At 61.8% G+C, this 19,149-nt stretch carries 19 protein-coding genes; 17 read left to right on the top strand and 2 right to left on the bottom strand.

What is annotated here, in order from left to right; genetic code table 11:
• The 16 genes from AC0SZ7_RS31395 to AC0SZ7_RS31320 form a co-directional block, all read left to right on the top strand.
• Window positions 1–832 (top strand): DUF2345 domain-containing protein (locus AC0SZ7_RS31395; RefSeq protein ID WP_475507964.1); only part of this gene is annotated, 832 nt, incomplete at its 5' end.
• Entirely contained in the window at window positions 829–1,635 is an 807-nt protein-coding gene (locus tag AC0SZ7_RS31390; RefSeq protein ID WP_475507963.1) for a DUF4123 domain-containing protein, read from the top strand. The genes AC0SZ7_RS31395 and AC0SZ7_RS31390, both read left to right, overlap by 4 nt.
• Window positions 1,635–1,955, top strand: a complete 321-nt coding sequence (locus AC0SZ7_RS31385) for a hypothetical protein (RefSeq protein ID WP_475507962.1) — start codon at window positions 1,635–1,637, stop codon at window positions 1,953–1,955. Before AC0SZ7_RS31390 ends, AC0SZ7_RS31385 begins: the two co-directional genes overlap by 1 nt.
• Window positions 1,943–2,458 carry a DUF3304 domain-containing protein gene (locus AC0SZ7_RS31380; RefSeq protein WP_475507961.1) on the top strand — a complete coding sequence of 172 codons (516 nt, stop codon included), beginning with the start codon at window positions 1,943–1,945 and terminating at the stop codon, window positions 2,456–2,458. The genes AC0SZ7_RS31385 and AC0SZ7_RS31380 overlap by 13 nt, the downstream gene beginning before the upstream one ends.
• A complete protein-coding gene (locus AC0SZ7_RS31375) occupies window positions 2,446–4,707 on the top strand; it encodes a T6SS phospholipase effector Tle1-like catalytic domain-containing protein (protein WP_475507960.1) in 2,262 nt (753 codons plus the stop codon). The genes AC0SZ7_RS31380 and AC0SZ7_RS31375 overlap by 13 nt, the downstream gene beginning before the upstream one ends.
• Window positions 4,694–5,263 carry a DUF3304 domain-containing protein gene (locus tag AC0SZ7_RS31370; RefSeq protein WP_475507959.1) on the top strand — a complete coding sequence of 190 codons (570 nt, stop codon included), beginning with the start codon at window positions 4,694–4,696 and terminating at the stop codon, window positions 5,261–5,263. Before AC0SZ7_RS31375 ends, AC0SZ7_RS31370 begins: the two co-directional genes overlap by 14 nt.
• A gap of 13 nt (window positions 5,264–5,276) precedes the next feature.
• Window positions 5,277–5,765, top strand: a complete 489-nt coding sequence (locus tag AC0SZ7_RS31365; protein ID WP_475507965.1) for a DUF3304 domain-containing protein — start codon at window positions 5,277–5,279, stop codon at window positions 5,763–5,765.
• Entirely contained in the window at window positions 5,753–6,268 is a 516-nt protein-coding gene (locus AC0SZ7_RS31360; protein WP_475507958.1) for a DUF3304 domain-containing protein, read from the top strand. The genes AC0SZ7_RS31365 and AC0SZ7_RS31360 overlap by 13 nt, the downstream gene beginning before the upstream one ends.
• Complete coding sequence (locus AC0SZ7_RS31355; RefSeq protein ID WP_475507957.1) at window positions 6,256–6,771, top strand: DUF3304 domain-containing protein; 516 nt, start codon at window positions 6,256–6,258, stop codon at window positions 6,769–6,771. Before AC0SZ7_RS31360 ends, AC0SZ7_RS31355 begins: the two co-directional genes overlap by 13 nt.
• Entirely contained in the window at window positions 6,759–9,020 is a 2,262-nt protein-coding gene (locus tag AC0SZ7_RS31350) for a T6SS phospholipase effector Tle1-like catalytic domain-containing protein (protein ID WP_475507956.1), read from the top strand. Before AC0SZ7_RS31355 ends, AC0SZ7_RS31350 begins: the two co-directional genes overlap by 13 nt.
• Complete coding sequence (locus tag AC0SZ7_RS31345; RefSeq protein ID WP_475507955.1) at window positions 9,007–9,585, top strand: DUF3304 domain-containing protein; 579 nt, start codon at window positions 9,007–9,009, stop codon at window positions 9,583–9,585. Before AC0SZ7_RS31350 ends, AC0SZ7_RS31345 begins: the two co-directional genes overlap by 14 nt.
• On the top strand, window positions 9,573–10,088 hold the full coding sequence (locus AC0SZ7_RS31340; RefSeq protein ID WP_475507954.1) for a DUF3304 domain-containing protein: 516 nt from the start codon (window positions 9,573–9,575) through the stop codon (window positions 10,086–10,088). Before AC0SZ7_RS31345 ends, AC0SZ7_RS31340 begins: the two co-directional genes overlap by 13 nt.
• A 28-nt stretch (window positions 10,089–10,116) precedes the next feature.
• The gene (locus AC0SZ7_RS31335) at window positions 10,117–10,374 is read left to right on the top strand and encodes a PAAR domain-containing protein (protein WP_475507953.1); all 258 of its coding nucleotides are present in this window, start codon (window positions 10,117–10,119) and stop codon (window positions 10,372–10,374) included.
• A complete protein-coding gene (locus tag AC0SZ7_RS31330) occupies window positions 10,371–11,495 on the top strand; it encodes a hypothetical protein (RefSeq protein WP_475507952.1) in 1,125 nt (374 codons plus the stop codon). The genes AC0SZ7_RS31335 and AC0SZ7_RS31330 overlap by 4 nt, the downstream gene beginning before the upstream one ends.
• A gap of 43 nt (window positions 11,496–11,538) precedes the next feature.
• Window positions 11,539–14,661, top strand: coding sequence for an ImcF-related family protein (locus tag AC0SZ7_RS31325; protein ID WP_475507951.1), 3,123 nt, complete (start codon window positions 11,539–11,541; stop codon window positions 14,659–14,661).
• 89 nt (window positions 14,662–14,750) lie between these two features.
• Window positions 14,751–15,524 (top strand): ParA family protein, encoded by a 774-nt coding sequence (locus AC0SZ7_RS31320; RefSeq protein WP_475507667.1) that lies wholly within the window; start codon window positions 14,751–14,753, stop codon window positions 15,522–15,524.
• 16 nt (window positions 15,525–15,540) lie between these two features.
• Here AC0SZ7_RS31320 and AC0SZ7_RS31315 read toward each other — a convergent pair whose 3' ends face one another.
• Both AC0SZ7_RS31315 and AC0SZ7_RS31310 read right to left on the bottom strand, forming a co-directional pair.
• Window positions 15,541–16,263, bottom strand: coding sequence for an aspartate/glutamate racemase family protein (locus AC0SZ7_RS31315; protein ID WP_475507666.1), 723 nt, complete (start codon window positions 16,261–16,263; stop codon window positions 15,541–15,543).
• 21 nt (window positions 16,264–16,284) lie between these two features.
• Complete coding sequence (locus AC0SZ7_RS31310) at window positions 16,285–17,805, bottom strand: NCS1 family nucleobase:cation symporter-1 (RefSeq protein WP_475507665.1); 1,521 nt, start codon at window positions 17,803–17,805, stop codon at window positions 16,285–16,287.
• Window positions 17,806–18,183: 378 nt separating this feature from the next.
• Between AC0SZ7_RS31310 and ku the strand changes: the two genes are divergently transcribed.
• The gene (ku, locus tag AC0SZ7_RS31305) at window positions 18,184–19,011 is read left to right on the top strand and encodes a non-homologous end joining protein Ku (RefSeq protein WP_475507664.1); all 828 of its coding nucleotides are present in this window, start codon (window positions 18,184–18,186) and stop codon (window positions 19,009–19,011) included.
• Window positions 19,012–19,149: the final 138 nt, after the last annotated feature.

Genomic DNA, 19,149 nt, shown 5'->3' with positions numbered 1-19,149 from the left:
TGGCAAGAGCCAGCTGAACCTGGGGCACGTGGTGGATGCCGAGAAGAAGCTGCGCGGCGGCGGGTTTGAACTGCGCACCGACGCGCATGGGGCGTTGCGGGCGGGGAAGGGGGTGTTGATCAGTGCGGATGCGCAGGTGAAGGCACAGGGGGATGTGCTGGAGATGGAGGCGGCTATCGCTGGCCTGGACGGTGCTATGGCACAGATGACGCAATGGCAAGGCATCAGCAACGCTCATGACGGTCGCCAGCCGACAACTGATGGCCTGAAAAAACTGCAGGGCAATGCCAAAGACCTTCAAGGCCCCGCCGTCGTCATCAGCGCCCCCAGGGGCATTGCCGTCATCACCCCGGCCAGCTTGCTGCTACGAAGCACTGATGGCCTGTATGTGCAAAGCGACGATGAGATCAACCTGGCAGCGGCGCAGCGGCTGTCGGTCCACGCCAACCAGGCCATTTCCTTGCTGGCCCAGGAAGAGGGCATGCGCCTGGTCTCCGGCAAGGGCCCCCTGGAAATCGAATCCCACGATGACGTGCTCAAGCTGGTGGCGCAGCAGGACATCACCCTGCAAACGGTGCAAGGGCACCTGCAGCTGACTGCCACCAACGGCATCACCCTGGGTTGTGGCGGCGCATTCCTGCGCATCACTGCCAGCGGCGAGATCCAGCTGCATGGCCCGAATCTGGTCAGCATCCGTGGCCAACACCGTTTCAATGGCCCTGCCAGTCAGGCGTTTCCCATGCCCGAATTGCCGGGTTCCGTCTGCAAGTCGTGCGCCAAGCGCGCTCGCAGGCTCACCCAATCATTTGTCCCGCGAGAGGTGCAGCCATGAGCGGCAGTCACATCAAACCCTGGCTCACCATGCTGGAGGCATCGTGCCTGGACGTGCCCACTCCTTATCTCGACATCATCATCGACCAGGCGGGCAGCGATGCCACTTTGCTTACGGGCGTCAAAAGCGTCGAGCCGCCGCTGTCATGGCGGTTGCTGTTCGAAGGCCTGCCGGAAGCGGGCGTCAAGGACGTGGGCCCGTTGCTGGTGCGCGTCAACCTGCAGCAACCGTTGCAGCGGCAATGGTTGATCGGCTTGCTGCACGAACTGCACAAGGCTTCGCAACTGCTGGTACTCGCCAGCCATTGGGAGTTCCCGGAACTGGCCAGCTACCTGACGCTTTGCCTGGAGGCCAGCCATGGTCGCAGCCAGGGGCTGCTGCGCTATTACGACCCACGTGTTTTCCCGCTGTTGTTCAACCAGGTCCTGGCACCTGAGCAGCAACTGCAATTTGCACGCCCGGCGGTGTTCTGGAGCTGGATGGATCGCGACGGCCTGCCGCACCACCTTGCCAGTGGCGGCGACCCCGGCGGCACTGTGGCCAACTTCAGCCCCATTCAGCTGAGCCAGGACCAGTTGGCCAGCTTGAGCTGTATCACCGATGCCGCGCAGGCCATGTCGGCACTTGAAACCGTACTGCCAGCGCATTGGAGTCAAGAACAACGGTTCGAGGCTTGTTACGGCGCCTTGGCGCAAGCCACCGCGCAGGGTGTCCTGGCCGCCGCCGACCGCGATGTGTATGCGCACGACATGCTCGTGGGTTACTCCGCAGAGGCAGGTGTGTGCCGCAAGGAGAAGCCCTGATGCCTCAACTTTCCATTGGTAACTTGCTCTTCGCCATGCAGTTCGGCGCGACGGGCGCGCTTTTTGCGCCCCAGGTGCCGGTTGGTCTGGGCGTTGTCAATGACCCGGTGCGGTCGGCTTCCACGGTGTTCTGCATGGATTGGCATTTTGCGCCGGGCGCAATGTCACGGCGGCAACGCGGTGAATGTCATTCACCTGCCCAACCGTCGTGGCGGCTCGATAGGACGACGCGCGTCAAGCGTTGCTGCGTTTGCATCGCTTCCGAATACCCCAACAGCACACTGCTTACATTGCCGGAGGTTCAACCATGCCCAACTTAATGCGCAATGCCTGCCTGTTAGTCGTTGCGTTGATGAGCACGAGCGCCGTGGCTGGCACGATTGCAGGCATCAATCATACGAGCAACGCCATCAACCGCTTCAGCGTGGATGGCCGTTCCGGGCTCGACATCATCGGGCCTTATCAGGGGGGCGGAGGAGGGTGTTGTTATGTCGCGCCTGGTGAGTGGCGGCCGGGGATGACGGTGCGGGTTGATTGGGATACGGGGGCGAGCGCCGCAAGCCCGCTTGCTGATGAGTTTCCGGGTTTTGCTGATGAGCCTAAGTACCTGATTTGGAGGGCGAAGGTAATGGCTCAGAATCGTAAGCACTCCCAAGTCATCCCAGTTCCCGATTACACCGGCGAAAAGGTGTGCGGCATCACCGTCCACTTCCTGCCCTGCGACGAGCTACAGGTCACCACCTCCTGTTACGCCTATGGCAACCCCAACTATCCCATCAAGACCCCGCTGGAACAGCCGGAGCCACAATCATGTCCGAAGTAAGCCGCTCGCCTGTCTGCTACCCGCCCGAGTTTCCTTTGCAGGGGCGGTTGCCACAAAACACCGGGCAGGTTCACCAAAACTTCCTGCGCCAGTGCCATCTGGAACGGGACTACCAGGATGCGCTATGCCTGGCGGCGGGGTATCGGGTGACGCCCCCGTGCTGCAGGACCCTGCACATCAGCCTGTTCTTCGACGGTACGGGCAATAACCTCAACAACGACTTTTTCGAGTCCACGCCTGCGCACCCGACCAATATTGCGCGGCTGTTCCGCGCCACCATCGGCGAGGGGCACGTGGGCGGCACGGGGCATCGTGGTGAAGACGCCGCCGCGCTCACCGACACCAGTGGCGCGGGCTATGGGCAGTACTTCAAGTACTACATGCCGGGCGTGGGCACGCCGTTTCCGGAGATAGGCGACCTGGACTACAGCGCCATCGGCCTTGCGACCGGCTGGTTTGGAGAAGAGCGGATCAACTGGGGGTTGATGATGATCATCGACGCCTTGCGCCGCTGCCTGGATCAGCCGCGCCTGGACAACGAAGCCTTGCGCGCCGCGGTCAAGGCGATGGGCACCTTGCCAGGGTTGGAATACGTGCGGGGCAACAGCAACCGCAGGCGCCAGTTTGCCGCGCAACTCAAGGCGCTGGACAAGCCATTGCGCATCGCCCTGTCGCAACCGCAGCCCGGTGTGTCGAAGCTGTTGGGGCTGAAACTGTACGTGTATGGCTTTTCCCGCGGTGCGGCCGCGGCGCGGGCGTTTGTCAGCTGGCTGGATCAGTTGCTCGAGCACCGGTCCGTGCTCAAGTGTGACGAGTTGGAGGTGCCCATGACCGTGGAGTACCTGGGGCTGCTGGACACCGTTGCCTCGGTGGGTATCGCCGATCTGGTGCCGGGCGCGCGAGGCCATATGGGCTGGGCCGACGGCAACCAGGAATTGCCGGCGAGCGGGCTGGTAAAGCGCTGCCTGCACCTGGTCGCCAGCCATGAACAGCGGATCTGTTTTCCGTTGGAGTCCATACGGCGGCGGAGTGGTGAATATCCTGCCAATTGCCAGGAGGTGATTTATCCGGGGGTGCATTCGGATATCGGGGGAGGGTATCCGCCAGGAGATCAAGGCAAAGCTAGCGGGACCGACGACCGCCAGTTACTGTCACAAATTGCTCTAAATGATTTGTACGCCGATGCCTTTGGTCATGGCGCGCCGTTCAAGTTTCCTAAGGGAGCCGTTCCAGAAAATTTTCGCAGAGAATTCTGGATAATGATGCCCTTGGCTTTATCTGTTGAATTTGAGGTTTCGGTCGACCTCGTGAACCGATTCAACTCCTGGCGCCAGGTGACTCTAAGTCTGCCATCTGCAAAGCTGGCGACAAACAGCGAATTCACGCTCTACCAACCGATACTCGCAGAACCAAGCCTCGAGCCCTCTATCCGCAATCAACTCGGCTGGATAAACGCCTGGCGCATCGACCGCTACGGTTTTTCCAGCCTAAAGGAAACCAACTTCTACAAATTAGCAACCGACACGCAGGCGCCAAAAGTCCTCCGCGAGGAAGCCAGAATAATCCACAACGAAAACCAGGCCGGGATCAAAGATGAGCGCAACGCTCAAATCGCAAAAGAAAAGGACGGCCGCGTCCGCAAGGTACCACTCAAACCCGGCCTGCCGGAATTCGACGCCGACATGGCGCAAACCCAGTTGCGCGAAGCGGCCGAAGAGTTTGCCAGCGCCTACCGCAACCCCGAGCAATTATTGTCGTCCCTGAGCCGGCTGGTTCCCAGCAGCGGTGCGCCGAAGTTTGTGATCAACATCATCACCACCGATGCGCGGGCCGAGGGCCGGGAACTTAAGGCGGTGGCGCAGGGCAGGGTAGGCAAGCTGTTCCCGCCGTTCGCTGGCTACCGCAACCATGTGGATGAACGCACCCGTGGCCAAGTCGACGAGTTTCGCAACAGGCACTCGCCGGAGGGGCTGCTACGCGAGTTGTTTGACGAACAGGTCCACGACTCCAGGGCCTGGTTCCTGTATGACCAGGGGCGGGAACCGCTAGGCAGTTACTTCCGAGAGCGAATGGTGTTCTTCGGGGACGCCAGTCGCCGCGAAGTGGCCATTCATGGGGAGGCCGAAAGTACACGCCCTGCAGGTGTGGAGATGAGTGCGGAGCGCCTGGCGCAGGTTCAGCAATCCATCAATGCTCGATGGGCTGCGTATTACGCCCAACTGCAGGAGGTTTCCGATGATCTGGCTTGAAGGGGCCTTCAGCCGTGCGGCGACAACCGGTGAACAACGCAAGGATTTGCTGGTTAGGGTTGTCAGCTTGATGGGCCTCGCCATCTTTGCCGAGAGTGTCAAGGGCAGCGCTATCGAGGTTGTAAATCACACCACCAAATCAATTAGCCAATTCAGTGTCAATGGTCGGTCTGGCCTGGACAGTATCGGGCCATACCAAAGTGGAGGAGGCGGATGTTGTTACATCACTCCGTCTCTATGGCAGCCTGGAATGGAAGTACGAGTTAATTGGCAAACTAGCCCGGGGGCAGGCAGTGATCTATCCCGAGATTTTCCTGGGTTTGCCGATGAAGCGAAGTATGACGAATGGCTCGACAAGTTGGAGTCACAAGAACGCAAACACACCAAAACCGTGCCCATCCCCGACTACACCAACCAGAAAACCTGCGGCATCACCGTCCACTTCCTGCCCTGCGACGAGCTACAGGTCACCACCTCCTGCTACGCCTACGGCAACCCCGAATACCCCATCAAGACCCCCCTGCACCTGCCGGAGGCCCAGTCATGCCCAACGTAGTTCGCATACATGCCTGCTAGCTGCGGCGCTGTTCAACACAACCGCCATGGCCGGCACGATTGAAGGCATCAACCATACCGCCAATTCCATTAACCGCTTCAGCGTGGATGGACGTTCAGGGCTCGACATTATCGGGCCTTATCAGGGGGGTGGGGGGGGCTGTTGCTACATAGCGCCTACAGAATGGGTATCCGGCATGAGGGTGAAAATTGATTGGGAAACCGGTGCGAGCGTCGCGAGCCCACTTGCTGATGAGTTTCCTGGTTTCGCGGATGAGGCCAAATACGATGAGTGGCTTAATAAGTTGGAAGCGCAGCGACGCAAACACACCAAAACCATCCCCATCCCCGACTACACCCACCAAAAAACCTGCGGCATCACCGTCCACTTCCTGCCCTGCGACGAGCTCAAGGTCACCACCTCCTGCTACGCCTACGGCAACCCCAACTACCCCATCAAGACACCGCTGCACCTGCCGGAGGCCCAATCATGCCCAACGTAGTTCGCAACGCATGCCTGCTAGCTGCGGCGTTGTTCAACACAACCGCCATGGCCGGCACGATTGAAGGCATCAACCATACGGCCAATTCCATCAACCGCTTCAGCGTGGATGGGCGTTCGGGGCTCGACATTATCGGGCCTTATCAGGGCGGCGGCGGTGGGTGTTGTTATATCGCGCCTGCTGAGTGGCAGCCGGGGATGACTGTGCGGGTTGAATGGGAGACGGGGGCTGGTGCAGGCGGTGAGCTTTCTCGTGAGTTTCCGGGGTTCGCAGATGAGCCTAAATATCGGATTTGGAGAGCAAAGGTCAAGGCAGCAAGGCGCACCCATTTTGAAGCGGTATCCGTCCCAGATTACACAGGCCAAAAAGTCTGCGGTATCACCGTCCACTTCCTGCCCTGCGACGAGCTACAGGTCACCACCTCCTGCTACGCCTACGGCAACCCCGAATACCCCATCAAGACACCGCTGCAGCTGCCGGAGGCCCAGTCATGCCCAAGGTAGTTCGTAATGCATGCCTGCTAGTCGCAGCGCTGTTCAACACAACCGCCATGGCCGGCACGATTGAAGGCATCAACCATACGGCCAATTCCATTAACCGCTTCAGCGTGGATGGGCGTTCGGGGCTCGACATTATCGGGCCTTATCAGGGGGGCGGCGGTGGGTGTTGTTATACCGCGCCTGCTGAGTGGCAGCCGGGAATGACGGTTCGGGTTGATTGGGAGACTGGGGCCGCTGCTGGCAGCGACCTAGCTCGCGCCTTCCCAGGATTCGCCGATGAGACTAAATACCTTGCATGGCGGGAAAAGGTTGTAGCGCGGGAGCTTACACACTCGAAAGTTGTATCTGTCCCTGATTACACAGGCCAACAGGCTTGCGGCATCACCGTCCACTTTCTGCCCTGCGACGAGCTACAAGTCACCACCTCCTGTTACGCCTACGGTAACCCCAACTATCCCATCAAGACCCCACTGGAACAGCCGGAGCCACAATCATGTCCGAAGTAAGTCGTTCGCCTGTGTGGTACCCACCTGCATTTCCACTCCAGGGGCGGTTGCCGCAAACAGCGGGGCAGGTGCAACAAAATATCCTGCGCCAGTGCCATCTGGAGCGTGACTATCAGGATGCGCTTTGCCTGGCAGCGGGTTATCGCGTCACGCCCCCGTGCTGCAGAACGCTGCACATCAGTCTGTTCTTCGACGGCACCGGCAATAACCTCAACAACGATTTGTTCGAGTCAACACCCGCGCACCCTACCAATATCGCGAGGTTGTTCCGCGCCACCATCGGGGAGGGGCATGCAGGTGGCACCGGGCATCGTGGCCAGGATGCTACGGCGTTGACCGATGCCGGCGGCGCGGGCTACGGGCAGTACTTCAAGTACTACATGCCGGGCGTGGGTACGCCGTTTGCCGAGGTGGGTGATCTGGACTACAGCACCATCGGCCTCGCCGTTGGCTGGTTCGGGGAGGAGCGCATCAACTGGGGGTTGATGATGATCATCGACGCCTTGCGTCGTTCCCTGGACCAGCCGCGTTTGGGTAATGAAGCTTTGCGGGCTGCCGTCGAAGCCATGGGCACCTTGCCGGGGATGGAATATGTGCGCGGCAGCAGTAATCGCCGCCGTCAATTTTCCGCGCAGCTCAAGGCGCTGCACAAGCCGTTGCGTATCGCCCTGTCGCAACCGCAGCCCGGTTTGTCGAAGTTGCTGGGGATCAAGCTGTATGTGTACGGGTTTTCCCGGGGTGCGGCGGCGGCGCGGGCGTTTGTCAGTTGGTTGGATCAGTTGCTCGGGCATAGCCCGGTCCTCAAGTGTGATGAGCTGGAAATACCGCTGACCGTGGAGTACCTGGGGGTGCTGGACACTGTCGCCTCGGTGGGCATCGCCGACCTGATGCCGGGCGCGCGCGGCCATATGGGGTGGGCCGATGGCAATCAGGAATTGCCGGCGAGCGGGCTGGTGAAGCGTTGCCTGCATCTGGTCGCCAGCCATGAACAGCGGATCTGCTTTCCCCTGGAGTCCATACGGCGGCGCAGTGGTGAATATCCTGCCAATTCTGAAGAGGTTATTTATCCGGGAGTGCATTCGGATATTGGGGGAGGTTATCCGCCAGGTGATCAGGGGAAGGCAGCCGATATCGACGATGGGTTCTTGCTTTCTCAAATTGCGTTGCATGATTTGTACTCAGATGCGTTTGCAAATGGAGCACCTTTGAAAGTTCCTGAAGAGGCGTTGCCGCTTGCAATGCGGATGGAACTATGGAGAGTCATGGGGCCAGAACTGGCGCTGAATTTTGAAGTGTCTTCGGATTTAGTTTACCGATTTAAAGCTTGGAGGGAAGTAACCCTTGGGTTGATATCTAGGTCAAGTCAACCACTGGAGCTGACTGCTCCCTACCTGCCGGTACCCGCAGAAACAAGCCTCGAACCTTCCATCCGCAACCAACTTGGCTGGATAAACGCCTGGCGAATCGACCGTTACGGTTTTGCCAGCCTAAAGGAGACTAACTTCTACAAATTGGCAACCGACACGCAGGCGCCAAAAGTCCTCCGCGAGGAAGCCAGAATAATTCACAACAAAAAACAGGCAAAGATCAACGATGAGCGCAACGCTCAAATCGCAAAAGAAAAGGATGGCCGTGTCCCCAAGGTACCTCTCAAGCCCGGCCTGCCGGACTTCGACGCGGACATGGCGCAAACCCAATTACGCGAAGCCGCCGAGGAGTTCGCCAACGCCTACCGCAATTCCGACCAATTGTTGTCATCCCTGGGCCGGCTGGTACCCAGCAGCGGGGCTCCCACGTTCGTCATCAATATCATCACTGCCGATGCGCGGGCGGAGAGCCGGGAGCTCAAGGCAGTGGCGCAAGGCAGGGTCGGCAAGTTGTTCCCGCCCTTTGCCGGCTACCGCAACCATGTTGATGAGCATACCCGTGGCCAGGTCGACGAGTTTCGCAACAGACACTCGCCGGAGGGGCTGCTACGCGAGTTGTTTGACGAACAGGTACACGACTCTAGGGCTTGGTTCCTGTATGACCAGGGTCGGGAGCCGCTAGGCAGTTATTTCCGAGAGCGAATGGTGTTCTTTGGCGATGCCAGCCGCCGCGAAGTGGCGATTCAAGGCGAGGCTGATAACACACGCTTGGCGGGCAGGGAGATGAGTGCAGAACGTCTGGCGCAGGTTCAGCAATCCATCAACGCACGATGGGCTGCGTATTACGATCAAGAACAGGAGGTTGCCGATGATTTGGCTTGAAATCCCATATCGCTTTAGTGCAACAACTGGACGAAAAAACGGGCCTTTGGCTTATGCATTATTCAGTGGTTGCTCGCTTCTTGGTCTCGCTGTGGTTGCCGACAATGCCCAGGGTAGTTCCATTGAGGCTGTCAACCACACTTCTATGTCTATTAGCCGATTCAGTGTAGATGGGCGCTCTGGGCTCGATTTCATTGGCCCCTATCAAGGGGGTGGGGGCGGGCGCTGTTATATCGTGCCGGAAAACTGGAGGGCTACGTTGTCAGCGCGAATTGATTGGGAAACAAGCCCAAGTGCTGCTAGTGAACTAGCGGATGAGTTTCCTGGGTTTGCGGACGAAGTAAAACTCGATGAGTGGATTGCGAAGCTTGAATCACAAGAACGCAAACACAGCAAAACCGTCCCCATCCCCGACTACACCCACCAAAAAACCTGCGGCATCACCGTCCACTTCCTGCCCTGCGACGAGCTACAGGTCACCACCTCCTGCTACGCCTACGGCAACCCCGAATACCCCATCAAGACCCCCCTGCACCTGCCGGAGGCCCAGTCATGCCCAAGGTAGTTCGTAATGCATGCCTGCTAGTCGCAGCGCTGTTCAACACAACCGCCATGGCTGGCACGATTGAAGGCATCAACCATACGGCCAATTCCATCAACCGCTTCAGCGTGGATGGGCGTTCGGGGCTCGACATTATCGGGCCCTATCAGGGCGGCGGCGGTGGGTGTTGTTATATAGCGCCTGCTGAGTGGCAGCCGGGGATGACTGTGCGGGTTGAATGGGAGACCGGCGCGGGTGTGGGAAGTCAACTTTCGCGAGAGTTTCCTGGTTACGCCGATTGGCCCAAGTATCTACTTTGGGAGGGAAAAATTAAGGCCCAAAAGCGCAAACATTCCAACTCAGCAAAGGTTCCTGACTACACCCACCAAAAAACCTGCGGCATCACCGTCCACTTCCTGCCCTGCGACGAGCTACAGGTCACCACCTCCTGCTACGCCTACGGCAACCCCGAATACCCCATCAAGACCCCCCTGCACCTGCCGGAGCCACAATCATGCCCGCAATAACTCACGCGCTTACCCGCGAGGTACACCCATGAAACCCGTTATTCGCCAAGGCGACACCCTGTTGGAGCACGGCGGGCAAGTGCTGGAGGGGCATTACCTGTGTGATGACGTGCCTGTTGCCTGCGAAGGCGACGCCGTGTGGTGCAACCATCACGGGGCCACCACTATTGCCGAAGGCAGTGAGTTGATGCAGATGGATGATCGGCCTGTGGCTCTGGATGGGCATGCCTGTGCGTGTGGCTGCACATTGGTGAGCTCGATGCCCGACACCCAGGTGGGCTCATGAAGCGTGCACCGCAATTTCGCCCGTATCCCTTGACGCAGCCGCCGGTATACGGGCGCTGGGTAACGGCAGGTGCTGCACTGCTGGCACTGGTGAGCAGCGCCAGTGTGTTGCTGGGGCCGTTGGTCGAGGCGCGGCAGGCGGTGTTGGCTGTTGTCTTGACGTTGGGGCTGTGGCTGGTGGTGTTGCTGGTGCGCGTGTTGCACCACCGTTTCAACATTCATAACGCGGAATTCTACGATCAGGCAGTGCAGGATGTGCAGCAGCGTTGGTGGCGCTGGCACCGACGGCAAGTGGGGTTATTGGACGCAGTGCTGCTGGGCGCGCAATGCGTGGCACCCCATGACCGTACTTGCCTGCTCGATCCTGAGAATCCTTTGCCGGAGGTTGAATCAGTCGGCGGCGGCAAGGCATTGCGGGTGGCCCAGGTGGGTGGCACTGATGTGACTGAGCGCGAGCAGCAGCTTGCCGTTCTGCTCGCAGTGCAGTGGCAATTGCAGGCGCCTGATCTGGCTCCCTGCGAGGTCCAGCGCTGTTATTGGCTGGGTTCCCGGCAGGCCTGGCAGGCGTTTGTCGATCAGATGATGGTCAGCAATCCCCAGGTGCGGTTGCCGGCACACCCCATGGAGTGGGAGGGCATTCGCAGCCTTGATGCGATTATCGATGACCTGCATGGTGGGCCGGAGCAAACGTACGTTATGTGCGCCGGCTGCGAGTCTTCCATCCCCACGACTGAACCTGGCCTGCCTGCGGGAGAGGCGGCGTTTCTCTGGCTGTTGGCGCCCAAGGCGTCGGTGTCGCTGGGGCGAGGTGAGTGGTTCACGGTTGGCGCTGAACCACTCAAGGCCGTAGCGGCGCGTGCGTTGCAGCAGGTGGGGCTGCAGGCCCCGCCGGCAGCACGGGTATCGTTTCTTGCTGCTGAAACGGTGGATGCGGACGGGCCCGGCTGGGGGGCAGGGCGCCACCTGCTGGACGCACGGTTCGGCGCACTTCCTGTGTTGGGCGCCATGGTCGTGCAGACCCTGGCCGCCTGGCATGCGGCTGCACAGGGCGAGCCCTGCGGGTGGCTGGCCGATGACCCTCATTACACCCTGGCCCTTGGAGTGGTAACAGCCAATGACTGAAAATAATCACAATTCGACAAAATCCCTCGGGTACTCCGTGCTGATGCTGGCATTACTGGCCGCATTGCTGGTCGCCGCAGGTGTTGTCATCTGGTGGATGCTGGGGGAGCGGCAGACATTTTCCCCGGCCATGCTGCAAGCGCGCTCGCTGGAACTGCTGGCCTGTTGGGCGATGGTGTTCAGCGTGGCGCTCCTGCTCTGGCAATTGATGCGCAGCAGGATGCGCGAAATGGTCATCGAGCCTTTCGATGCCGTGATACCGCAACAGCCGCTGCCTGCTGTCCGTACACGCCGCCCCGAACTGGTCGACTACCTGCGCACCCACCACGGCCTCCTCTGGCGCCACAAAACCCGCCTCCTGCTAGTCGTCGGCGAACCCGAACAAATCGAATCCATCGCCCCCGGCCTCACCACCCAGCACTGGCTGGAAGGCCATGGCACGGTGCTGATCTGGGGCGGCAGCCTGATCGGCACCCAGCCTGACGCGCAGATCAAGCTGCTGCAAACCCTGCACGCGCGCCCCCTCGACGCCATCATCTGGACCCTCACCACCCCGCAAAGCGACGACGTCAAGGCCATGAGCGCCGCCAGCCGCTACCTGCGCGACCTGTCCCAGGCGCTGGGCTGGCAGTTGCCGCTGTACCTCTGGGAAGTGTGCCCGAAACCCTGGATCACGCCGTTCGAACCTGCCCAACCGGTGGGCTGCCTGCTTGGCCGCAACCTGGATTTGGGCGCAGCCCTGCAGCAGCTGGTAGCGCCACTGAACCAGCAGGGCATGGAGCATATCCAGGTGCACCGCACCCACTGTTTTTTCTACCACCTCGGCCACCAGCTGGGCACCCATGGCGTGGCGCATTGGCCGCAGGTGCTGGCGCCGTTGCTGGCGGAGTTTGCCCGCAGCACGCCGTTGCGTGGCATGCATTTCAGCCTGGCGCGCACTGACGGCCCGGTGCCTGGCAGCGAGCACCTGCTGCAGCTCGATGGCGCGTGGGCCACGCTGCTGGCGGATCGCAAGGCCCGCCCGCGGCGGCGTGGCTGGCATGCGCGGCGGGTGCTGTACGTGGCGACCTTGGCGGCCATCGGCGTGACAAGCGCAGGCACGCTGTTGTCGTTTGTCACCAACCGCCACCAGGCCGTGCACCTGGCGCACGTCGCCGAACAGCCGATCACCGACCTGATCACCCTCAGCGACCTCACCCGCGAGGTGGACCGCCTGGAGTACCGGCGCGTGCACGGCGAGCCCTGGTACCTGGGCTTCGGCCTCAGCCAGGGCCAGGCCATGCTCGACAAGCTGTGGCCCTATTACCTGAAAGCCACCCATGAGCGGTTGCGCGACAGGGCCGTGGCCAGCCTGGAACAAACCCTGTGGACCCTGGTGGCGCAGCCCGCCGGCAGCAAGGCGCGCACCGAGATGGCCCTCGAGGCCTACGCGCCGCTCAAGGCGTACCTGATGCTGGCGCGTCCGGAAAAGGCCGAGCCGGCGTTCCTGGAACAAGCGCTGTTGGCGCGCGTGCCCGATCTGCCCGGCCAATGGTCCTTCTACACCCAGCAACTGCCCAGCCACCCCGAGTGGCGCATCGACGCCAACCCCCGGCTGATCGCCCAGGTGCGGCATATCCTGCTCAGCGAACTGGGCCAGCGCAACGGCGAGGCGAGCCTCTATCAGCAGGTGCTGGACCGCGCCGGCACGCACTTCCCGGCGCTGGAACTGGCAGACATGCTCGGCGACACCGAGGCGTCGGCGCTGTTCGGCGCACCTCGCAGCGTGCCGGGCATCTTCACCCGGCAGGCCTGGGACGGGCAGATACGCGCGGCCATCGATGAAATCGCCGAGAAACGCCGGGAAAGGATCGACTGGGTGCTTGCCGACCCAACGCAAAAAATAGACAGCGAGCTGGCCCCTGATGCGCTCAAGGCAAGGCTCACCGCCCGCTACTTCAAGGATTTCAGCAGCGCCTGGCTGACCTTCCTCAACAGCGTGCGCTGGCGCCAGGCCAAGGACCTTGGTGAGGCGGTGGAGCAGCTTGCCTTGATGAGCGACCCGCAGCAATCGCCGCTGTTGGCGCTGGTCAACACCGTCGCCTACCAGGCACAGACACCAGGCCCGCTGGACACCACCTTCGCGCCGCTGCTGCAGCTGCTGGCCAAGGACAACAACCCGCTGAGCCTGCAAACCTACCTCACCCGCATCACCCGCGTGCGCCTGCAACTCCAGCAGATCGAGGACGCAAGCGACCCCCAAGCCATGACCCAGGCGCTGGCCCAATCAGTGTTCCAGGGCCGCACCCTCGACCTTGCGCAAAGCCGCGACTACGGCAGCCTGATCGCCGCCAGCCTGGGCGGGCACTGGAGCGGCTTTGCCCAGAACCTGTTCGTCAAACCCCTGGCCCAGTCCTGGCAGCAGGTGCTGCAACCCTCGGCGGCGGCGCTGAATGCGCAGTGGCAGCGGGCGATCGTCGAGCACTGGGACGGCGCCTTCAACGGCCGGTACCCGTTCGCCGCCACCGGCAGCGACGCGTCGTTGCCGATGCTGGGGCAGATGATTCGTGCCGGCACCGGGCGCATCGACCAGTTTTTGCAGCAGGAACTGGGCGGCGTGCTGCGCAAGGAGGGCAACCGCTGGGTCGCCGACCCGCGCCACGGCCAGGGCCTGCGGGTGAACCCGGCGTTCCTGGCGGCGGTGAACCGCCTCGGCCACCTGGCCGACGTGCTGTACACCGACGGCGGCATGGGCCTGGGCTTTGAACTGCAGGCCAAGGCCGTGCAGGACCTGGTGCAGACCACCTTCATCCTCAACGGCGAGCGCATGCAGTACTACAACCAGAAGGAAAGCTGGCGGCGCTTCGACTGGCCGGGCCGCAGCGACTACCCCGGCGTCAGCCTGAGCTGGACCAGCGTCAGGACCGGCGAGCGGCTGTTCGGCGACTACTACGGCGCCTGGGGCCTGATCCGCCTGCTGGAGCAGGCCAGGGTGACGCCGCTGGACGACAGTGACACACGTTTTCGCATCGTGCTGACCGCGCCGGACCAGATCCCGTTGACCTGGCACCTGCGCACGGAACTGGGCGCGGGGCCGTTGGCGTTGTTGAAGCTGCGGGGCTTTAGTTTGCCGTCGCGGATTTTCCTGGCGGACACCGATCGGCCAGCCGCAGCAGGGGAGGGCTGAGAATTACATCGTTGCGCGTCGGCGATAGCAAAACTGTAACAATTACTTGTTAGGATCCAAGCCCCTTTTTTCAGCGGAACAATGGACTGATGCGTCGTGTGGTGTTCAATCAAAAAGGTGGCGTTGGCAAGTCGAGCATCGCCTGCAATCTCGCTGCGGTAAGCGCCGCCGAGGGCTACAAGACGCTGCTGGTGGACCTGGACCCCCAGGCCAACTCCACGCATTACCTGACCGGTTGCGTGGGCGAGGCGATTCCCATGGGTATCGCCGATTTCTTCAAGCACACGCTGTACCCAGGTGGTTCGGGCAAGAAATACAAGGTGGCGATCACGCCGACCCGCTATGACAACCTCGACGTGGTCACCGCCTCGCCAGAGCTGGCCGACCTGCAGGCCAAGCTGGAATCCAAGTTCAAGATCAACAAGCTGCGCAAGCTGTTGGTGGACTTGTCCGAGGATTACGAGCGCATCTACATCGACACGCCCCCGGCGTTGAATTTCTACACCTACAGCGCGCTGATCGCGGCGCAGCGGGTGTTGATCCCGTTCGACTGCGACCTGTTCTCGCGCCAGGCACTGTACAGCGTGGTGGCCCAGGTGGCCGAGCTGCGCGCCGACCACAACGAGACGCTGGTGGTGGAAGGCGTGGTGGTGAACCAGTTCGAAAGCCGTACCAGCCTGCACCAGATGCTGGTGGATGAGCTGATCGAGGAAGGGCTGCCGATGCTGCCGGTGTACCTGAGCAGCACGGTGAAGATGCGCGAGTCCCACGAGGCTGGCGTACCGATGATTCACCTGGCGCCCCGGCACAAGCTGGCGGTGCAGTTCCAGGAGCTGCTGGCGACCCTGGAACGCGCCGCCTGACATCAGGGCGACGACGTCACCGACGCAGCGGCCAGCCGTCGATGCGCTTGCTGCGCGGGGTGGCGTAGGTGCGTACCTTGGAAGTGCTCAGCCCCAGCCGCACCAGCGATTCGGCCAACGCAACCGCGGCGGTCACGCCGTCCACCACCGGCACGCCGGTGGCTTCGCGAATCAACTCATCGAGTCCGGCCATGCCGCCGCAACCTAAACAGATGACCTCGGCCTTGTCGTCGCGCACGGCCTGTTCGGCCTGGGCGACGATGGCGGCCACGGCGCGGGCCGGGTCCTCTTCCAGCTCCAGCACCGCCAGGCCGCTGGCGCGCACCGAAGCGCAGCGCTGGTACAGGCCGGCCAGGCGCAGGCGGTCCTGAATCAGCGGCACGGTGCGGTCCAGGGTGGTGACCACCGAGTAGGCATGGCCCAGCAGCATGGCCAGGCTGGCGGCAGCTTCGGTAATGTCCACCACTGGCACGTCCAGCAGCTCCTGCAGGCCTTCGCGGCCGTGCTCGCCGTAGCCGGCCTGGATGACCGCATCGAACGGCTGGTCATAGCGCATCACCGCGTCCATCACGCCGATGGCGGCCATGTAGCTTTCAAAATTGCCCTCTACCGACTCGGCACCGAAACGCGGCGTCAGGCCGACGATCTCGGTGCCCGGCGCCGCCACGCTGCGCGCCTGTTCGGCGATGGTGGCGGTGATGGAATCGGTGGTGTTGACGTTGACGACCAGAATACGCATGGATGACCTCATTGGCAGGAATCAGTGGCTGGCGTTGTCGACGGCGATGCACTCGCCGCTGACGTCGGCGAACGTCTGGTGACGGTCGCTGATCAGCAGGTAGACGGCCGCGGCGATGGCAGCGCCAAACAGCCAGGAAAACGCCGACACCGCCGCGAACGCCGGCACCAGCGCGAGCACGATGGCGATGATCGCGGCCGGCAGCACCGCGGCCACGGCGCGCGGGTTGATGCCGCGGCGGTAGTGGTAGGCACCGTCGCTGGCTTCGGTGTACAGCTGCGGCACGTTGACCCTGGCGCCGCGCAGCAGCCAATAATCGGCGCTGATAATGCCGTACAGCGGGCCCAGCAAGGCGCCCAGCCCGGCCAGGAAGTATTGGATCACTACCGGGCTGTTGTACAGGTTCCATGGCAGGATCAGCACCGCCACGGTGGCGCTGATCATGCCGGCGCGGCGGAACGTCAGCAGGCGTGGCGCCAGGTTGCTGAGCACGAAGGCCGGGGCGACGAAGTTGGCCATGATGTTCACCGCCACGGTGACGATCAGCAGCGCCAGGCAACCCAGCACCAGGAACGCGGTGTGGGGGATGGCCTGGATGATCTGGGTGGGGTTCTCGATGGTCTGGCCGTCGATGGAGAATTGCGCGCCGCAGAGCAGCACCGTCACCACGGCGAAGGCGAGGATGTTCACCGGCAGGCCCCAGAAGTTGCCCACGCGAATGCAGCGCCGCGACGGCGCCGAGCGGGCGAAGTCGCAGAAATTGAGAATCAGCGTGCCGTAGATCGCCAGCCACAACGCGCCGCCGGCAAAAATGCCGCGCCACATGGCAGCGCCCTGCAGCGGCTCGCGGACCGCCCAGCTGATGTGGCCGCCTACGCGGCTATACATCCATACCGCCAGCGCGGCCATGGTCAGCAGAATCACCGGCCCGGCGAACGCCTCGTAACGGCGCACCATTTCCATGCCATAGGCGAGGATCACCAGTTGCACCAGCCAGATGCTGATGAAACAGCCCCAGCCCAGGCTCGACAGCCCCAGCAGCAGGTTGTGGTCATAGGCGGCCAGGCCTGGCGCCAGCGCCGTGGCCAGCACCTTGAGCACCACCGAGGCGAGGTAGGTCTGGATGCCGAACCAGGCAATGGCGATGACCGCGCGCACCAACGCCGGCAGCTGCGCGCCATGAATACCGAAGCTGATGCGGCTGATGACCGGGAACGGCACGCCGGTCTTCTGCCCCATGTAGCCGGACAGGTTCATGAAGCCATACACCAGCGCGGCACCGATCAGCAGCGACAGCAAAATCTGCCAGCCACCCAGGCCCATCGCGTACAAGCCCATAGCGAAGGAGTAGTTGGCGATGTTGTGCACGTCGTTCGCCCACAGCGAGAAAATGCTGTAGCCACCCCAGCGCCGGCCTTCCTGGCGGGTAGGTGCAAGGTCGCGGTTGTGCAGGCGCGGGCTGAGCGCCGGCACCTCGTGGTCACGCAGGTGAGCAGGGGCTAGATCGGGTAGGGAGGACTCGGCAGGGCTATTCAACTGCATCGGTAGGGCTCCACGTTATTGTATTTATGTATACAAGTTTGTGGTTCTGGTAAGCCAGTTTTGTGCCAGTTGTGTGAACTGTTTTTTCAGAGTGTTCGACGACAGCTGTTCAATGGGTTGATTTGCAAGGAAACACAGGGGGTTGGCAGGAATAAAGTGGAGGAAAATGACGACCAAATGGTCAAGAATAAATTGTATACAATCGTGTTACCCATGGTGACAGGCTGGCTGTCCACAACCGCTACGCCCCTGATCAGGGCGGCGCTTCCCCATTTTGGGGCGATTGGTAACCGGGGTACATGCAACGACTAAACCTTCCCGGCACCGTGTAGTCAGTCTTTCTATAGGCCCACCCGCGGGCCCTGCAGGAGGTCAACCATGGCTCGAGCCATCTGGAAAGGCGCTATCAGCTTCGGCCTGGTGCACATCCCCGTGGCGCTGACCACGGCCGTGTCCAGCGAGCGCATCGATTTCGACTGGCTGGACAAGCGCAGCATGGACCCGGTGGGCTACAAGCGCATCAACAAGGTCACCGGCAAGGACATCGACAAGGACAACATCGTCAAGGGCGTGGAATACGAGAAAGGCCGCTACGTGGTGATCAGCGAAGAAGAGATCCGCAAGGCGCGCCCGGAAGCCACCCAGACCATTGATATCTTCTCGTTCGTGACCGCCGGCGAAATCCCCCTGCAGGCTTTCGAGACCCCCTACTACCTGGCCCCGGACAAGCGCGGCGGCAAGGTCTACGCGCTGCTGCGCCAGACGTTGGACAGCACCGGCAAGGTGGCTTTGGCGCGGGTGGTGCTGCACACCCAGCAGCACCTGGCGCTGATTCGCCCCCTGGAGGACGCGCTGGTGATGATTACCCTGCGCTGGCCCAATCAAGTGCGCGGGCTGGAGGGGTTGGAGCTGGACAGCAGCGTCACCGATGCGAAGATCGACAAGCGCGAGCTGCAGATGGCCAAGCGCCTGGTGGATGACATGAGCGGCAGCTGGACGCCCGAGGAATACCAGGACGATTTCAAGCAGACCATCATGGACCTGGTGGAAGAAAAGGCCAGCAAAGGCAAGATCGCCACGGTAACCTCGGTGGACGAACAGGGCGAGCAGAAAGGTGCCGACATCATCGATCTGACCGATTTGCTCAAGCGCAGCCTGGCCGGAAGAAAACCGGCGCCGAAGCGAGCCAGCAAAAAAGCCTCTTGACACCCCAACCCCCGTAGCAGCTGCCGCAGGCTGCGTCCCCCCGCGACTCGGGGTGGTGTCCGGCATCACAACGGGTGGCGTTCGGCATCACGTCGGGTCTGGGGGTAGCTCGCCCGGGGTCGTCTGCAGGTTTTTGTC

The sequence above is a fragment of the Pseudomonas sp. JC1203 genome, from assembly GCF_056175065.1.
The sequence above is the reverse complement of the archived record's forward strand: the minus strand, read 5'-3'. Positions and strand labels throughout refer to the sequence as shown.

What these genes read in the sequence shown, in the direction of transcription:
- AC0SZ7_RS31380 (WP_475507961.1), top strand. Translation starts at nt 1,943, where the DNA reads ATGCCCAACTTAATGCGCAATGCCTGCCTGTTAGTCGTTGCGTTGATG.
- AC0SZ7_RS31370 (WP_475507959.1), top strand. Translation starts at nt 4,694, where the DNA reads ATGATCTGGCTTGAAGGGGCCTTCAGCCGTGCGGCGACAACCGGTGAA.
- AC0SZ7_RS31325 (WP_475507951.1), top strand. Translation starts at nt 11,539, where the DNA reads ATGCTGGCATTACTGGCCGCATTGCTGGTCGCCGCAGGTGTTGTCATC.
- AC0SZ7_RS31330 (WP_475507952.1), top strand. Translation starts at nt 10,371, where the DNA reads ATGAAGCGTGCACCGCAATTTCGCCCGTATCCCTTGACGCAGCCGCCG.
- AC0SZ7_RS31340 (WP_475507954.1), top strand. Translation starts at nt 9,573, where the DNA reads ATGCCCAAGGTAGTTCGTAATGCATGCCTGCTAGTCGCAGCGCTGTTC.
- AC0SZ7_RS31315 (WP_475507666.1), bottom strand. Translation starts at nt 16,263, where the DNA reads ATGCGTATTCTGGTCGTCAACGTCAACACCACCGATTCCATCACCGCC.
- AC0SZ7_RS31350 (WP_475507956.1), top strand. Translation starts at nt 6,759, where the DNA reads ATGTCCGAAGTAAGTCGTTCGCCTGTGTGGTACCCACCTGCATTTCCA.
- ku (WP_475507664.1), top strand. Translation starts at nt 18,184, where the DNA reads ATGGCTCGAGCCATCTGGAAAGGCGCTATCAGCTTCGGCCTGGTGCAC.
- AC0SZ7_RS31385 (WP_475507962.1), top strand. Translation starts at nt 1,635, where the DNA reads ATGCCTCAACTTTCCATTGGTAACTTGCTCTTCGCCATGCAGTTCGGC.
- AC0SZ7_RS31345 (WP_475507955.1), top strand. Translation starts at nt 9,007, where the DNA reads ATGATTTGGCTTGAAATCCCATATCGCTTTAGTGCAACAACTGGACGA.
- AC0SZ7_RS31375 (WP_475507960.1), top strand. Translation starts at nt 2,446, where the DNA reads ATGTCCGAAGTAAGCCGCTCGCCTGTCTGCTACCCGCCCGAGTTTCCT.
- AC0SZ7_RS31310 (WP_475507665.1), bottom strand. Translation starts at nt 17,805, where the DNA reads ATGCAGTTGAATAGCCCTGCCGAGTCCTCCCTACCCGATCTAGCCCCT.
- AC0SZ7_RS31390 (WP_475507963.1), top strand. Translation starts at nt 829, where the DNA reads ATGAGCGGCAGTCACATCAAACCCTGGCTCACCATGCTGGAGGCATCG.
- AC0SZ7_RS31360 (WP_475507958.1), top strand. Translation starts at nt 5,753, where the DNA reads ATGCCCAACGTAGTTCGCAACGCATGCCTGCTAGCTGCGGCGTTGTTC.
- AC0SZ7_RS31355 (WP_475507957.1), top strand. Translation starts at nt 6,256, where the DNA reads ATGCCCAAGGTAGTTCGTAATGCATGCCTGCTAGTCGCAGCGCTGTTC.
- AC0SZ7_RS31335 (WP_475507953.1), top strand. Translation starts at nt 10,117, where the DNA reads ATGAAACCCGTTATTCGCCAAGGCGACACCCTGTTGGAGCACGGCGGG.
- AC0SZ7_RS31320 (WP_475507667.1), top strand. Translation starts at nt 14,751, where the DNA reads ATGCGTCGTGTGGTGTTCAATCAAAAAGGTGGCGTTGGCAAGTCGAGC.